At 67.6% G+C, this 15,609-nt stretch carries 12 protein-coding genes; 8 read left to right on the top strand and 4 right to left on the bottom strand.

The window, feature by feature from the left end:
* The first annotated feature begins 6 nt into the window (after positions 1 to 6).
* Positions 7 to 1,539 carry an amidophosphoribosyltransferase gene (gene purF, locus ABFO07_RS24755; RefSeq protein WP_059563523.1) on the top strand — a complete coding sequence of 511 codons (1,533 nt, stop codon included), beginning with the start codon at positions 7 to 9 and terminating at the stop codon, positions 1,537 to 1,539.
* Positions 1,540 to 1,773: 234 nt separating this feature from the next.
* On the top strand, positions 1,774 to 2,964 hold the full coding sequence (locus ABFO07_RS24750) for an O-succinylhomoserine sulfhydrylase (RefSeq protein WP_059884280.1): 1,191 nt from the start codon (positions 1,774 to 1,776) through the stop codon (positions 2,962 to 2,964).
* 41 nt (positions 2,965 to 3,005) lie between these two features.
* Here ABFO07_RS24750 and ABFO07_RS24745 read toward each other — a convergent pair whose 3' ends face one another.
* The 3 genes from ABFO07_RS24745 to ABFO07_RS24735 are packed head-to-tail and all read right to left on the bottom strand — an operon-like array spanning position 3,006 to position 6,099.
* Positions 3,006 to 3,959, bottom strand: a complete 954-nt coding sequence (locus ABFO07_RS24745; protein WP_059808487.1) for an NAD-dependent epimerase/dehydratase family protein — start codon at positions 3,957 to 3,959, stop codon at positions 3,006 to 3,008.
* Positions 3,946 to 4,989, bottom strand: a complete 1,044-nt coding sequence (gene gmd, locus ABFO07_RS24740; RefSeq protein ID WP_059563526.1) for a GDP-mannose 4,6-dehydratase — start codon at positions 4,987 to 4,989, stop codon at positions 3,946 to 3,948. The genes ABFO07_RS24745 and gmd overlap by 14 nt, the downstream gene beginning before the upstream one ends.
* A 30-nt stretch (positions 4,990 to 5,019) precedes the next feature.
* Positions 5,020 to 6,099, bottom strand: coding sequence for an acyltransferase family protein (locus ABFO07_RS24735; protein WP_059563527.1), 1,080 nt, complete (start codon positions 6,097 to 6,099; stop codon positions 5,020 to 5,022).
* Between ABFO07_RS24735 and ABFO07_RS24730 the strand changes: the two genes are divergently transcribed.
* The 4 genes from ABFO07_RS24730 to ABFO07_RS24715 all read left to right on the top strand — a co-directional run bounded on the left by ABFO07_RS24730 (position 6,085) and on the right by ABFO07_RS24715 (position 12,688).
* The gene (locus ABFO07_RS24730; RefSeq protein WP_347468726.1) at positions 6,085 to 6,429 is read left to right on the top strand and encodes a hypothetical protein; all 345 of its coding nucleotides are present in this window, start codon (positions 6,085 to 6,087) and stop codon (positions 6,427 to 6,429) included. The genes ABFO07_RS24735 and ABFO07_RS24730 overlap by 15 nt on opposite strands.
* Positions 6,430 to 6,530: 101 nt before the next feature.
* Positions 6,531 to 8,723, top strand: coding sequence for a hypothetical protein (locus ABFO07_RS24725; protein WP_059563528.1), 2,193 nt, complete (start codon positions 6,531 to 6,533; stop codon positions 8,721 to 8,723).
* A gap of 36 nt (positions 8,724 to 8,759) precedes the next feature.
* Positions 8,760 to 10,229 carry an oligosaccharide flippase family protein gene (locus tag ABFO07_RS24720; protein ID WP_059563529.1) on the top strand — a complete coding sequence of 490 codons (1,470 nt, stop codon included), beginning with the start codon at positions 8,760 to 8,762 and terminating at the stop codon, positions 10,227 to 10,229.
* Positions 10,226 to 12,688, top strand: coding sequence for a glycosyltransferase family 4 protein (locus ABFO07_RS24715; RefSeq protein ID WP_060013726.1), 2,463 nt, complete (start codon positions 10,226 to 10,228; stop codon positions 12,686 to 12,688). The genes ABFO07_RS24720 and ABFO07_RS24715 overlap by 4 nt, the downstream gene beginning before the upstream one ends.
* Positions 12,689 to 12,939: 251 nt before the next feature.
* On the opposite strand, the gene ABFO07_RS24710 is transcribed toward ABFO07_RS24715, so the two are convergent.
* Positions 12,940 to 14,121 (bottom strand): acyltransferase family protein, encoded by a 1,182-nt coding sequence (locus ABFO07_RS24710; RefSeq protein ID WP_059563531.1) that lies wholly within the window; start codon positions 14,119 to 14,121, stop codon positions 12,940 to 12,942.
* 216 nt (positions 14,122 to 14,337) lie between these two features.
* On the opposite strand from ABFO07_RS24710, the gene ABFO07_RS24705 reads away from it, so the two are divergent.
* Both ABFO07_RS24705 and galU read left to right on the top strand, forming a co-directional pair.
* Positions 14,338 to 14,481 (top strand): hypothetical protein, encoded by a 144-nt coding sequence (locus tag ABFO07_RS24705; protein ID WP_017329973.1) that lies wholly within the window; start codon positions 14,338 to 14,340, stop codon positions 14,479 to 14,481.
* A gap of 231 nt (positions 14,482 to 14,712) precedes the next feature.
* Positions 14,713 to 15,600: a UTP--glucose-1-phosphate uridylyltransferase GalU gene (gene galU / locus ABFO07_RS24700; RefSeq protein WP_059563532.1), complete on the top strand. Its 888-nt coding sequence runs from the start codon at positions 14,713 to 14,715 to the stop codon at positions 15,598 to 15,600.
* Positions 15,601 to 15,609 lie beyond the last annotated feature (9 nt).

Below are 15,609 nucleotides of genomic sequence, written 5' to 3'. Positions count from 1 at the left end.
CATGCCATGTGCGGCATCGTAGGTGTTATCTCCCAATCCCCGGTCAACCAGCTGATCTATGACAGCCTGCTGCTCCTGCAGCATCGCGGTCAGGACGCGGCGGGCATCGCGACGGCGGACGGCAGCAATTTCCATATGTACAAGGCGAACGGCATGGTGCGCGACGTGTTCCGCACGCGCAACATGCGCAGCCTGCCCGGCACGTACGGCATCGGCCAGGTCCGCTACCCGACCGCCGGTTCGGCGTCGAGCGAGGCCGAGGCGCAGCCGTTCTACGTGAATGCGCCGTTCGGGATCATCCTCGCGCACAACGGCAACCTGACCAACTGGCAGCAGCTGAAGGACGAGATGTTCCGGATCGACCGTCGGCACATCAACACCAACTCCGACAGCGAGGTGCTGCTCAACGTGTTCGCGCACGAGCTGCAGCTGTCGACCACGGGCCTCGAGCTCGATCCGGCCGCGCTGTTCAAGGCGGTCGCGGGCGTCCATCGCCGCGTGCAGGGCTCGTACGCGATCGTGTCGCTGATCGCCGGCTACGGCCTGCTCGCGTTCCGCGATCCGTTCGGCATTCGCCCGCTCTGCATCGGCAAGCTCGAAACCGAGCACGGCACCGAATGGATGCTCGCGTCGGAATCGGTCGCGGTCGAGGGCATCGGCTTCGAGTTCGTGCGCGACGTGCAGCCGGGCGAGGCGATCTTCATCGACCAGGCCGGCAACTTCCACAGCCAGCAGTGCGCGGAACAGCCGACCCTCAATCCGTGCATGTTCGAGTACGTGTACCTCGCGCGTCCGGATTCCTGCCTCGACGGCGTGCCGGTCTACAACGTGCGCCTGCGCATGGGCGACTACCTCGCGGAGAAGATCAAGCGCGAGCTGCCGAACGTGCCGATCGACGTCGTGATGCCGATTCCCGATTCGTCGCGGCCGGCCGCGATGCAGGTCGCCGCGAAGCTCGGCGTCGAGTATCGCGAGGGCTTCTTCAAGAACCGCTACGTCGGCCGCACGTTCATCATGCCGGGCCAGGCGGTGCGCAAGAAGTCGGTGCGCCAGAAGCTCAACGCGATGAGCATCGAGTTCAAGGACAAGCACGTGCTGATCGTCGACGATTCGATCGTGCGCGGCACGACCTCGCACGAGATCGTGCAGATGGCGCGCGATGCGGGCGCGAAGTCGGTGATCTTCGCGTCGGCCGCGCCGCCCGTGAAGTTCCCGAACGTGTACGGCATCGACATGCCGACGCGCGGCGAACTGGTCGCGCACGGCCGCAGCGACGAGGAAGTCGCGAAGATCATCGGCGCCGACCACCTGATCTACCAGGACGTCGACGACCTGCGCCGCGCGGTGCGCGACATCAACCCGAAGCTCGAACGCTTCGAGGCGTCGTGCTTCGACGGCAACTACATCACCGGCAACATCACGCCCGAGTACCTCGACGCGATCGAGCGCGCGCGTCTCGCGCCGGCGTCGCAGGCCGACCGCGACGCGAGCGGCGACACCGCGCGTTCGCAGATGAACCTGCAACTGTCGGTGGAGTGAGCCCGGCACACGCTGCCGGACAAGCGTGATAGGATGTGGCCTTGCGTCGATTTGATTTCAGCTTGCGGACGCGGGGCTTCCTCCCCAAACAGCTAAAGCGAAGGCCGGCGGCAGCCGGCCCGAGTCGACCGCTGTCGTACCGCACCGAAGCCCGCTGATGCCGACGCATAGCGGGCTTTTTGTTTGGTCTGGTCCGCGCGACGCCGCGCGGACATCGAAAACGGAAAACGCAACATGGACGACTCACTCAACTTCGACACGCTGGCCGTGCGCGCGGGCACGCTGCGCAGCGATTTCAACGAGCACTCGGAAGCGCTGTTCCTCACGTCGAGCTTCTGCTTCAAGAGCGCGGCCGAAGCGGCGGAGCGCTTCGCGAATTCGGAAGACTACTTCACCTATTCGCGCTTCACGAACCCGACCGTGACGATGTTCCAGGAACGTCTCGCGGCGCTCGAGGGCGGCGAGGCGTGCATCGCGACCGCGTCGGGGATGGCCGCGATCATGTCGGTCGTGATGGCCGCACTGCAGGCGGGCGACCATATCGTCAGCTCGCGCAGCCTGTTCGGCTCGACGCTCGGCATGTTCTCGCAGATCTTCAGCAAGTTCGGCATCACGACGACCTTCGTCGATCCGACCGACCTGAATGCATGGAAGGAAGCGGTGCGTCCGGAAACCAGGATGTTCTTCCTCGAGACGCCGTCGAACCCGCTGACCGAACTCGCCGACATCGAAGCGATCGGCAAGATCGCGAAGGCCGCGAACGCGCTGTTCGTCGTCGACAACTGTTTCTGCAGCCCGGTGTTGCAGCAGCCGCTGAAGCTCGGCGCGGACGTCGTGATGCACTCGGCGACGAAGTTCCTCGACGGCCAGGGGCGCGTGCTCGGCGGCGCGCTCGTCGGCTCCAGGGAATTCATCATGGGCAAGGTGTTCCCGTTCGTGCGCAGCGCGGGCCCGACGCTGTCGGCGTTCAACGCGTGGGTGCTGCTGAAGGGGATGGAGACGCTGTCGCTGCGCGTCGAGCGCCAGTCGGCGAACGCGCTGGAACTCGCGCAATGGCTCGATACGCATCCGGCCGTCGCGCGCGTGTTCTATCCGGGCCTCGCATCGCATCCGCAATATGAACTCGCGAAGCGCCAGCAGAAGGCGGGCGGGGCAGTCGTGTCGTTCGAGCTGAAGGGCGATACGCCGGAGCAGCAGCGTGCGAACGCGTGGCGCGTGATCGACGGCACGAAGCTGATCTCGATCACCGGCAACCTCGGCGACACGCGCACGACGATCACCCATCCGGCCACCACGACGCACGCGCGCATCACGCCGGAAGCGCGCGCGGCCGCGGGGATCACCGAAGGGCTGATCCGTCTCGCGGTCGGCCTGGAGGATGCGACCGACGTGCGCAACGATCTCGCGCGCGGCCTCGAAGGCTGAACGCGGCGGCGCACCGGCCGCCGCGGCCTGGCGCGAACGCGTCAGGTGCGCGCGGCCGGTGTGCCGCGCAGCGCGTCCACCATCCAGCGCAGCGTATCGTCGAGCGGCGTGACGGGCCATTCGCCCACCGCGCGACGCAGCTTGTCGCGCGAGCCGCTCAGGCTTTTCACCTCGTTCTGCCGCACGAAACGCGGGTCGACCGTCACGTCGATCACGTAGCCCGCGATGCGCGACAGCATCGCCAGCACTTCCTTCAATGCATATGCGCGCTCCGAGCAGACGTTGAACGTCTCGCCGGCCGGTGCCGCTTCGATCAGCCGCAGGTATGCGGCCGTCACGTCGCGCACGTCGGAGAAATCGCGGCGCACGTCGAGATTGCCGAGCGAGATGCGCGGTTCGCCGCGCGCGAAATGCGCGGCGAGCTTCGGCAGCAGGTACGCGTCGCTCTGGCCGACGCCCGTGTAGTTGAACGGGCGCGCGATCACGATCGGCAGCCGGTCGAGCCACAGCTTCGCCGCGTATTCCATTGCCAGCTTGCTCACCGCGTAGTCGTTCGCGGGCGCGGGCGCGACGGTCTCGTCGAGCACGCCGGGCGTCGCGTTGCCGTAGACGTTTGCGCTGCTCGCGAGCAGCACCGCGGCCGGGCGGCGGTCGAGGCCCGCGACGGCGGCCAGCAGGTTGCGCGTGCCGACGATGTTGACCTGGTAGGTCTGCGCCGGCGCATCCTGCGCGACGTGCGCGCGGGCGGCAAGGTGCACGACCGCGTCGGGCCGCGCGTCGGCCGCCGCGGCGCGCAGCGCGTCCGCGTCGAGCAGGTCGGCGGGCAGCAGCGTGCAGTTCGCGAGCGCCGGATCGTCGGGCAGCGGCGTGCCGGGCGCGATCGTGCCCCACACTTCATAGCCGGCCGCTTCGAGGCGTTCCGCCATGTAGCGGCCGGTGAAGCCGGTCAGGCCCGTGACGAGCGCACGGCGCGACCGGGGTTCAGAACGTGTCATGGTGCTGGTTCCGCGTCAAATCCGCTTCGACCATCATCTGGCAAAGCTGTTCGAGCGTCGTCTTCGGCTGCCAGCCGAGCTTGGATTTGGCCTTGTCCGCGCAGCCGATCAGCAGGTCGACTTCGGCCGGCCGGTAGAACTTCGGATTCACTTCGACGAGCACGTCGCCCGTCGCCGCGTCGAGGCCGCGCTCCTGCTCGGCCTTGCCGGTCCATTCGATCTGGTAGCCGGCGGCCGCGAACGCCATCCGCACGAAGTCGCGCACGGTCTCGGTGCGGTTGGTCGCGAGCACGTAGGTATCGGGCTCGTCGGCCTGCAGCATCCGCCACATCCCTTCGACATATTCGAGCGCGAAGCCCCAGTCGCGCTTCGCGTCGAGATTGCCGAGCTCGAGGCGGGTTGCCTTGCCGAGCTTGATCTTCGCGACGGTGTCGGTGATCTTGCGCGTGACGAACTCGCGGCCGCGCAGCGGCGACTCGTGGTTGAACAGGATCCCGCTGCTGCCGAACAGGCCGTACGACTCGCGGTAGTTCACCGTCGTCCAGTGCGCGAACAGCTTCGCGACGCCGTACGGGCTGCGCGGGTAGAAGGTCGTGGTTTCCGTCTGCGGGATCGCCTGCACCTTGCCGAACATTTCGGAGGTCGAAGCCTGGTAGAAGCGCGTCTTCGGGCTGACGACGCGGATCGCCTCGAGCAGGTTCAGCGTGCCGAGGCCCGTCACTTCGGCGGTGGTCGACGGCTGGTCGAACGACACGCCGACGAAGCTCTGCGCGGCCAGGTTGTACAGCTCGTCCGCCTGCGTGCGCTCGAGCAGGCGCAGGCTCGAACCGGCATCGGTCAGGTCGTGCTCGACGAGCGTGAGGTTCGGGTGCGTGTCGACGCCGAGCTCGGCGATGCGCCAGAAATTGACCGAGCTGGTGCGGCGGTAGGTGCCCGTGACCTGGTAGCCCTTGTCCAGCAGCAGCTTGGTCAGGTAGGCGCCGTCTTGCCCCGTCACCCCGGTAATGATGGCCTTGCGAGTTTGGCTCATGGCGATGTCCTAGTCGAAACGATGAAATGGTCAAGCGGTGGTGCGTGCCGCCGCCGGGAGCGCGCCGCGCGCGGGGCCGCGCGTGAGACGGCGCTCGAAGCCGTACCAGCAGGCGGTGGCGTACGCGAGCGTGATCGCGAGCGCGAGCGCGGCGGTCACGTAGCGGTTCAGGTGCAGCGGCCACAATGCGTACAGCACGCTGAGATGGATCAGGTACACGGTGTAGCTGACGGTGCCCACGTAGACGAGCGCGGGGTGCGTCAGCACGCGCTGCACGAGGCCGCGGCCGCGCAGCGCGATCACGACGATCGACGTGCACAGCAGCAGCGACACGCTGTACAGCGCCGCATTCGACAGCGGCGTGTTCGCGGCCCGGAAGCGCGGGAACGACAGGTGCAGCCAGCCGAGGATCGCGAGCGACACCAGCACGCCGGCGATCGCGAGCGGGTAGAACGGCTCCAGTGCGCGGCGGTCGCGGCGCAGCACGATCGCGAGCAGCGCGCCCGCGGCGAGCAGGTCCATGCGGAACGGCGTCAGGTAGTAGATCGGCCAGAACGCGTCGAACCACGGCGTCGCGATCGCACGCAGCACGGGCGCGGCGACGATCAGCGCGGCCGCGATCCACAGCAGCGCGCGCTCGGAGCACCACAGCACGACGAACGGCCAGAAGATGTAGAACTGCTCCTCGACCGCGAGTGACCACAGCACGTTGAGGCTGTCGTGGCCGATGCTGCCGAGCGACAGCCCGATGTTGGTCGAGAAGAACGCGAACCACGGCCAGTGCGGCAGCCAGGTCGGGCCGAACAGCAGCGCCGACACGACGAGCAGCAGCACGTACGGCGGCAGGATGCGGCGCACGCGGCGCGCGTAGAAGTGGCCGAAGTACGACTGCCCGCGCGCCTTGCGCTCGAGCAGGATGCCGGTGATCAGCAGGCCGCTCAGCACGAAGAACAAGTCGACGCCCATCCACAGCGGCGCCTTCAGCGCGTGCTGCAGGAACACGGCGCCCACGGCGATCGCGCGCAGCCCGTCGAGCTGGACGATGCGGCCGTGTTGCGGGAGCGGCGTGTCGGCGGCGCGTCGCGTATTCGATGCGTGAATGTAATCCATGCGATTAAGTGGAATATCGAAGCGAAATCGATTCTAGGGAAAAGAAATCGGCAAAAAAACGCGCGTCAATCGCGCGCAGAAAAACATTCGATTTCCGGTCGCATCGATCACGTAAAGAAAAAATATCCACCCGATTGGCATGGATCGGCCCGGATCGCCCGCCTCGGCGCGGCATTTTCTACAGCCCGGACCATGCGGGGCGGTCGTTCTTGCCGCTTTGCCGCCGCTTGGTGGATGGGTTCCGGTTCGATATTTCACGCGGAAACATCCCCAAATATTTCCAAATTTCTTGTGATTATTTTTGCTTGTAACCTGCATCGCGTCGTTTGAAACCCATTTAGCGACACGGCATTCGCATGGCTTTGCGCCGCGGCGCCGGGTCGTTGAAGCATCGATGGAGAAACGCATTGCGACGTCTGATACTGGCTGGCATGGCGGTGTGCGCGGCGCTGCTGACGTGCGCCGCGCCGGCCGAAACGGTGTTGCCCGCGACGACCTCGTGGATCGGCAACACGTTCGGCTATGGCGACGGCACCTGGACGCAGATCGACATCCGCGCGATCGCGGTGACGCCCGACGGCAAGGTGTATACGAATGCGCCGTGGGACGAGAGCGGCGCGGAAGCGAGCGTCTACCAGGACGGCAAGATGCTCGGCTTCGCCGGCGGCACGCACGGCTGGGGCAATCTCGGCGGCAATGCGGTCGCGGTGAACGGCAAGTATGCGTATGTCGCGATCGGCGTCGGCAACGAGCGCGGCCATCTCGTGTCGCCCGGCATCTGGCCGGAGAAGGGCAAGCAATGGTTCGGCATTTCGCGGCGCACGCTCGGCGACACGAAGCAGGCCGCGCCGTTTCGCGCCGCGCCGCAGGTGGCGGCGGGCGGCCGGGCGGACGCCGGCCGCGCGCGGATGGCCGCGAGCTTCATGATGCTCAACGAAGTGCCGGCCGCCGCGAAGCCGGACGCGGGCGAGCTGAAGGCGGAAGTCGGCGGCCTCGCGGCCGACGACAGAACGCTGTTCGCGACCAATCCGTCGCATGACGAAGTCGTCGTGTACGACGCCGAGACGATGCAGAAGAAGGGCGCGTGGAACGCGCACGAGCCGGGCCGCATCGCGCTCGCGGGCGACGGCACGCTGTGGCTGCTCACGGATACGGTGAGCGGGCCCGCGCGTCTCGCGCACGTCCGCGCGGACGGCCGCCGGATCGACGACGCGCCCGCGCTGCCGGAGAACGCCGAAGCGGTCGACGTGACGGTCGATGCGAAGGGCCGCGTGCTGGTTGCCGACAACGGCCCGCGCCAGCAGATCCTGATCTTCGCGAAAGGCGACAAGGGCTATGCGCTGGCCAGCACGTTCGGCGAGCGCGGCGGCATCTTCGCGGGCCCGGTGCCGGGCCGGCCGGGGCCGCAGCGCTTCAACGGGCTGACCGGCGTCGGCGTCGACCGCGCCGGCAATCTCTACGTCGCGACCAACGGCATCGGGCCGCGCCACGACACGATCGGCGCCGGGCTCGGCGCGGTGCTCGAGAGCTATGCGCCGGACGGCAAGCTGCGCTGGCAGGTGCAGGGGCTGCTGTTCGTCGACGGCGCGTGGGTCGACCCCGCGCGGCCGAACAGCGTCTACACGGGCAACAAGCGCTTCGAGCTCGACCTGTCGAAGCCGGCCGGCCAGGAATGGAAATACGCGGGCTTCCTGTCGAACCGCTTCAAGTATCCGGACGATCCGGTGTTCCACGTCGACCAGTGGCCGGGCACGCCGATGGCGCGCCGCCTCGACGGCCGCACGTTCCTGTACCTGACCGACATGTACGCGGATCACCTGAAGATCTACCGCTTCGACGCGAAGCGCGACGGCGAGGTGGCGATCCCGTCGGGGCTGATCGCCGGCCGTGCGCGGCCCGTCGACAAGGTGCCGAACAAGCCGCCGGGCGGCGACTGGATGTGGCGCGATGCGAACGGCAACGGCCGGCTCGACGCCGACGAGTTCGACATCAACACGACGGGCAAGGCGAAGGCGGGCGGCTGGGGCTGGTGGGTCGATACGAAGGGCGACATCTGGCGCACGAGCGACGTGCGCGGCATCCACCGGTTCCGCTACGGCGGCGTCGACAAGGCCGGCAACCCGATCTATGCGTACGACAAGGTCACGACCTACCCGATGCCGCAGCCGTTCACGCAGCTGCGCCGCGCGCTCTACGAGCCGCAGACGGACACGCTGTACGTGACCGGCTACACGCCGGACGCGCCGCCGCAGCCGGGCATCAACAAGGAAGTGGGGCGCGTGCTGACCCGCTTCGACAAGTGGTCGACCGGCTCGCCGGTCGCCCGCTACACGATCGCGCTGCCGTGGCAGCCGGACGCGAAGCCGATCCTCACGCTGGCCGGGATCACGGTCGAGGGCCGCTACCTGTTCGCGGTGGAACCGGTCGGCAAGATCCACGTGTACGACAAGGAAAGCGGCAAGGAGCTCGGCGTGATGAACCCGGGGCCGGAGGTCGGCCGGGCATCCGGCTGGGTCGACGTGCCGTTCGGCATCAGCGCGTACCGGCGCGAGAACGGCGAGTACCTCGTGTTCGTCGAGGAAGACGCGCGCGGCAAGGTGCTGATGTATCGCTGGAAACCGTGACGGGCGGCGCATCGTCACCCGGCACAAGGCGGAAGCATGGACAAAGGCATTCTCAAGAACGTTTCGATCAATTTCATCGGGCTGATCCTGCCGACCTTCGTGTCGCTGGTGACGGTGCCTGCGTATATCCACGCGCTCGGCGTCGAGCGCTACGGCGTGGTCAGCCTCGTGTGGACGCTGATCGGCTATTTCGGGATCCTCGATCTCGGCATGAGCATGGCCGCGCAGAACCACATCTCGAAGGCGCTCGCGAGCGGCAACGACGCCGAAAGCGCGCGCGTGTTCTGGAGCGCGTTCTGGCTGAATCTCGGCACCGGCATCGTGGGCGGGCTGCTGATCTACTTCGGCGCGTTCGTCTACACCGCGTACTTCACGAAGGTGTCGGCCGAGATGCAGCACGAGGTGTATCTCGCGCTGCCGTGGCTCGCGCTCGCGATTCCGCTCGCGAACGTGTCGTGGGTGTTCGCCGGCGCGATCAACGGCGCCGAGCGCTTCGGCGTGTTCAACACGAACCAGACGATCGGCACGTTCCTGTTCCAGCTGCTGCCGCTCGGCGCCGCGTGGTGGATCGCGCCGAACCTGCAGACGGTGCTGGCCGCCGCGGTGGTCGCGCGGCTGGTCGCGGCGGTGATGCTCGGCCACGCGAGCCTGAAGGTGCTCGGCATCCGCCGCATCGATCCGCCGCAGTGGGGCACCGCGAAGGGGCTGTTCAACTTCGGCGGCTGGATGCTGATCGCGAGCACGACCAGCATGATCGCCGACACGCTCGACCGCGTGATGCTCGGCGCGGGCATGGGCGCGAAGTTCGTCACCTATTACACGGTGCCGCAGAACCTCGTCACGCGCCTGAACATGCTGCCGAACGCGCTCGTGCGCACGCTGTTCCCGCGCCTGTCGGCGGTCGGCCGCGAGCACGCCGATACGCTCGCGCGGCAGTCGCTCGAATTCCTGAACGGCGTGTTCACGCCGGTCGGCATCGTCGCGATCTTCGCGCTCGCGCCGTTCCTGACGCTGTGGGTCGGCCCCGATCTCGCCGCGCATTCGGCGCCGGTCGGCCGCGTGCTGGTGATCAGCGTGTGGCTCGTCGGGCAGGCGAGCGTCACGCGGATCCTGATCCAGTCGCAGGTCAATCCGTCCCGCGCGGCGTTCGCCGGGCTCGTCCAGATGCCGTTCTTCGTCGGCGGCCTGTGGTTCGGCATCCATCACTTCGGGCTGACCGGCGCGGCGGTGGTCGTCGCGGCGCGCGCGCTCGTCGATTACGGCGTGCTGCTGTACCTGTCGGCGATCCGCATGCGCGCGATCGTGCTCGACATGGCCGCGCATCTCGCCTTCCTGCTCGCGAGCCTGTTTCTCGCGCAGGCGTGGCCGGGGCTCGTCGAGTCGATCGGCCTCTGCGCCGCCGTGCTGGTGCTGAACGTCGCGTGGTCGCTCACGATGACGCCGGGCCTGCGCGCGCTCGTGCGCGATCTTTTTGTCCGTCTCAATGCGAGGAGAACCGCATCATGAATCGCGATCTGGCGGAACACGCCTTAGTGAATCTGGCCGCGGCCGATGCCGCCGTCGTCGAACCCCGTGACGCCGCCGCGCTGCGCCGCACCGCGCCGGCCGAACCCGCGGCCGCGCGCCATGCGGCCCGGCCGCTGCGCGTGGCGATCGTGCACGACTGGCTCGTCACGTACGCGGGCGCCGAACGGGTGCTGGAGCAGATCGTCGCGTGCTTTCCGGACGCGGACCTGTTCAGCCTCGTCGATTTCCTCGACGATCGCGCGTTCGTGCGCGGCAAGCCGGTCACGACGTCGTTCATCCAGAAGCTGCCGTTCGCGCGCACCAAGTACCGCAGCTACCTGCCGCTGATGCCGCTCGCGATCGAGCAGCTCGACGTGTCGGGCTACGATCTCGTGATCTCGAGCAGCCATGCGGTCGCGAAGGGCGTGCTGACCGGGCCCGACCAGGTGCACATCAGCTACGTGCATTCGCCGATCCGCTATGCGTGGGACCTGCAGCACCAGTACCTGGAACAGTCGAACCTCACGCATGGGCCGAAATCGCTGCTCGCGCGGATGATCCTGCACTACATCCGCAACTGGGACACGCGCACCGCGAACGCGGTCGACGGCTTCGTCGCGAATTCCGCGTTCATCGCGCGGCGCATCAAGAAGGTCTACCAGCGCGACGCCGACGTGATCTTTCCGCCGGTGGACGTCGACGCGTTCTCGCTGAACCCGGTCAAGGAGGATTTCTACCTGACCGCGTCGCGGATGGTGCCGTACAAGAAGATCGACCTGATCGTCGAAGCGTTCTCGCAGACGCCGGAGCGCAAGCTGGTCGTGATCGGCGACGGCCCGGAAATGCAGAAGGTCCGCGCGAAGGCCGGCCCGAACGTCGAGATCATGGGCTACCAGCCGTTCGCGGTGCTGCACGACCGGATGCGCCGCGCGAAGGCGTTCGTGTTCGCGGCCGAGGAGGATTTCGGCATCTCGGTGGTCGAGGCGCAGGCGTGCGGCACGCCCGTCATCGCGTACGGCAAGGGCGGCGCGCTCGAGACGGTGTGCGACCCGCAGTCGGGCGCGCAGCCGACCGGGCTGTTCTTCGACGAGCAGACGGCGCGCGCGATCGTGGCGGCGGTCGACGATTTCGAACGCGCGCCGCAGCGGTTCACGCCGCAGGCGTGCCGCACGAATGCCGAGCGGTTCTCCGCCCAGACGTTCCGGCAGCGCTTCCTCGACTACGTCGAGGCCGCGCTGCCCGGCGCGACCGCGCAGCCGCGCGCCGGCGCGATGCCGCCGCCCGCCGCGCACGGCCCGGCGACGCTGGTGCTCGACCAGAGCGGCGTGCTGGGCGGCGCCGAGCTGTCGCTGCTGGAGATCATGAAGCACATGCGCGCGAACGCCGACGTGCTGCTGTTCGCCGACGGGCCGTTCCGCGCGGCGCTCGACGAGATCGGCGCGCGCGTCGACGTCGTCGAGCAGGGCGCGCTGGCGGGCGTGCGCAAGCAGGGCGGCGTGTCGGCCGGCGCGGTGAAGGAGCTGATCCGGCTGGTGCGCGACGTCGCGCGCCGCGCGCGCCGCGCCGAGGTGATCTACGCGAACACCCAGCGCGCAATGGTGGTCGCCGCGCTGGCCGGGCGGCTTGCGCGCAAGCCGGTGGTCTGGCATCTGCGCGACATCGTCAGCGACGACCATTTCGGCCGCAAGCAGCTGCTCGCGATCAAGCATTGCGCGCGGCTCGGCGTGACGCGGGTGATCGCGAACTCCGACGCGTCCGCGCAGGCGTTCCGTGCGCTGACGGGCTTCACGCCGCAGCATGTCGACGTCGTGTTCAACGGCATCTCGGCCGAGCCGTTCGACGCGCTGGCGGGCGTCAGCCAGGCCGCGCTGCGCGCGCGCTTCGGCCTGCCCGAGCATGCGTGGCTGGTCGGCTCGTTCAGCCGGCTCGCGCGCTGGAAGGGCCAGCACGTGCTGCTGGAAGCCGCCGCGCGCCACCCGGAGCTGCATGTCGTGCTGGTCGGCGCGCCGCTGTTCGGCGAGGACGACTATGCGGCGCAGCTGCATGACATTGTCGCTCGGCACGGGATGGGCGACCGCGTGCACTTCCTCGGCTTCCAGCGCGACGTGGCCGCGTGCATGAAGGCGGTCGACGTCGTCGCGCACACGTCGATCACGCCCGAGCCGTTCGGCCGCGTGATCGTCGAGGGGATGCTCGCGCGGCGGCCGGTGGTCGCGGCGCGCGCGGGCGGCGTGGTCGAGATCATCGAGCATGACGACAACGGCCTGCTGTGCGAGCCGGGCGATGCGCATGCGCTGGGCGCGGCGCTGGCCGCGCTGCAGTCGGATCGCCAGCTGCGCGAGCGGCTCGTCGCGAGCGGCCACGTGACGGCGCTGCGCCGCTTCGGCACGAAGACCTACGTGGAGCGTGTCGAGAAGATCCTGGCGGATACCGCGCGCGCGGCGAAGAAGAGGCGGTAAAGCCCGCATGGCCGCATGAATGCGGCATGCCGGATCGGCCCCCGGGCGGCAATGCGCCGTGCCGGGGGCTTTGTCTTTGTCCGCTTACGGCCGGGAAGGTCGGTGCGCGTCGCGCCTGACGATGCTGCACGGCGATGCATCGAAAGGGCGCTTGGTCGAAGAAAGCGAAATCGGCGGGCCGTGACGGCGCACAAGCAAAAACCCCCGCACGGCCATCCGCCGTGCGAGGGTTTCGGTGCCGCGCCGGGCGCTCAGGCGGCGCGTTCGGGCGTCGGCGTGACGACGCGCGCGCCGCGCGACGGCTTGAAGCTCGCCGACCAGCGCATCGCGGGCAGCTCGAACAGCCGGTAGAACAGGTAGGCGACCGGAATCGCGAGCGCCATGAACGCGAACGACGGCCAGATCGACAACTGCAGTTCGGAGTGGAACAGCACCGAGCCGAGGCAGACGAACAGCGGCAGGTGGATCAGGTATAGCGAATAGCTGAAATCGCCGAACCAGCCGAGCACGCGCAGCGGCCGCGTCGGGCGCGGCGGACGGGCGAGCGCGCGGTACAGGAAGCACGCGAAGCCGGCCGCCCACAGCTGGAACGCGCCGTATTGGCCGAAGTGGAACGCGGCGCAGCCGGCGGCCAGCAGCACGGCGGCGGCCGCGTACCACGCGCGCGACGGCGCGGCGGCGGGCGCCGCGCGGCGCGACTGCTGCGCGCGCACGTCGGCGATCCACGCGCCGATCGTCCACGACAGCCAGTACGACGTGAAGAACTGCAGGTCGTGCCGTTCGAGCAGCCAGGCCGATGCGACGTTGACGAGCGCGACCGCGGCCACGACGGCCGGCATGCCGATGCGCCGCCGCACGGCGAACAGCAGCGGATAGATCGCGTAGAACTGCACTTCGAGCGACAGCGTCCACAGCGCGCCGTTCGAGCCGTACGTGTAGCCGGCGACGCCTTGCAGCGAGAACAGGTTCACGAGGAACGCGGTCAGGCCGACGTCGCGGATCTTGTGGCTGACGGGTTCGATCTGCAGGCTGACCGCGTCGAGCGCGAGCGTGAACAGCAGCGCGGCGAGCAGCACCGGATAGATGCGCGCGAAGCGGCGCGCCCAGAAGTTCGGCGCGTTCAGCCGGTACGACGGGTCGGCGGCGAGCTTGAGCGACGCGTTGCGGTGGATGCAGTAGCCGCTGATCACGAAGAAGATCGGCACGCCGGCCGAGCCCCACGCGAACGGGAAGGTCAGGTAGCCGACGAGCACGCTCGGGTCGAGCGCATGGCCGTAGGCGCGATGAAAGCCTTGCATCCCGACCCAGACGACCTGCCGGCAGTGGAAATAGGCGACGAGCAGCGCCGCGAAGCCGCGCATCGCGTCGATCACGTGCTCCTTGTGATCGGCGGCGGGCGGCGCATTCACAGTCGATCCGCTGAATGCTTGCATGCGATTCGGTTCCTTGCGACGAATGGAGGGGAAGTTGCGCTCCATCGTAATCCGCAAGAAATCGCTCAATGAATAAAAAAATCGCGCGCTGAAATAATGACATTCCATCTCGCGGATTTATTCAGTCCCGATATCGGTTTCAGCGTGCGGCCAATTATTTGTCGATTTTTTTCTGATAGTTTGAAGCTCCAGTTGATAGATGCAAGGAGCGGCAAGATGGACATGCACTGGATCGCGAGCGCAGCAGTATTGGTGATCATGGCCGTACTGTCGGCGTACCGCGAGGCGCTGAAGAACGAGCCGATTCGACCGGCCTTCGAATGGGGCGGCGCGCCCTATGCCGAGGAATTCGAATCGTAAGAATTTGTATCCGGAAAATCGGTAAATTGTCGCCGGCCGGGGTAATGCACCGGCAATATCGACCGGCTCGCGACGATTATCCGTTAATCGAAGTGGTGAGGCGAAAGGCCTTGTCGGAAAATGGTGGCGGATCGATTTTGAAATGCGGTCGAATCGCGCCGCGCCGTCCGGAAAATCAATGCGCCCTGTCGTGAAACGACGCGGCGCAACCAACGCAATCAGGATGCGATCATGCTGAAAGTTACCAAGGCCGTGTTCCCCGTTGCCGGTCTCGGCACACGGTTCCTCCCGGCGACGAAGGCGAGCCCGAAGGAAATGCTGCCCGTCGTCGACAAACCCCTGATCCAGTACGCGGTCGAGGAAGCGATCAATGCGGGCATCACCGAGATGATCTTCGTCACCGGGCGCAGCAAGCGCGCGATCGAGGATCACTTCGACAAGTCCTATGAAATCGAGGCGGAGCTCGAGGCGCGCGGCAAGGAGAAGCTGCTCGAGCTGGTGCGCGGCATCAAGCCGAGCCACGTCAACTGCTTCTACGTGCGCCAGCCGGAAGCGCTCGGCCTCGGCCATGCGGTGCTGTGCGCGGAGAAGCTGGTGCACGGCGAGCCGTTCGCGGTGATCCTCGCCGACGACCTGCTGCACGGCGAGCAGCCGGTGCTCAAGCAGCTCGTCGACGTGTTCAACCACTATCACAGCTCGGTGATCGGCGTGGAGACGATCGCGCGCGAGGACAGCCGTTCGTACGGCGTCATCGAGGGCCGCGAGTGGGAGGAGGACATCATCAAGCTGTCGGGCATCATCGAGAAGCCGTCGCCCGAGGATGCGCCGTCGAACCTCGGCGTGGTCGGCCGCTACGTGTTCATGCCGACGCTGTTCGATCACCTGCGCAAGATCAAGCCGGGCGCGGGCGGCGAACTGCAGCTGACCGACGCCGTGCAGTCGCTGCTCGCGCACGAGCAGGTGCTCGCGTACCGCTACTACGGCACGCGCTTCGACTGCGGCAGCAAGATCGGCTACCTCAAGGCGACCGTCGAGCTGGCGCTCCAGCATCCGGAAGTGAGCCGCGAGTTCGAGGCGTATCTGCGGACCTGTTTGCCCGCGCTGGCTGCCGTCGCTTAGCATCCCTGC

Source organism: Burkholderia stagnalis (assembly GCF_039848545.1).
Taxonomy (GTDB): domain Bacteria; phylum Pseudomonadota; class Gammaproteobacteria; order Burkholderiales; family Burkholderiaceae; genus Burkholderia; species Burkholderia stagnalis.
The sequence above is the reverse complement of the archived record's forward strand: the minus strand, read 5'-3'. Positions and strand labels throughout refer to the sequence as shown.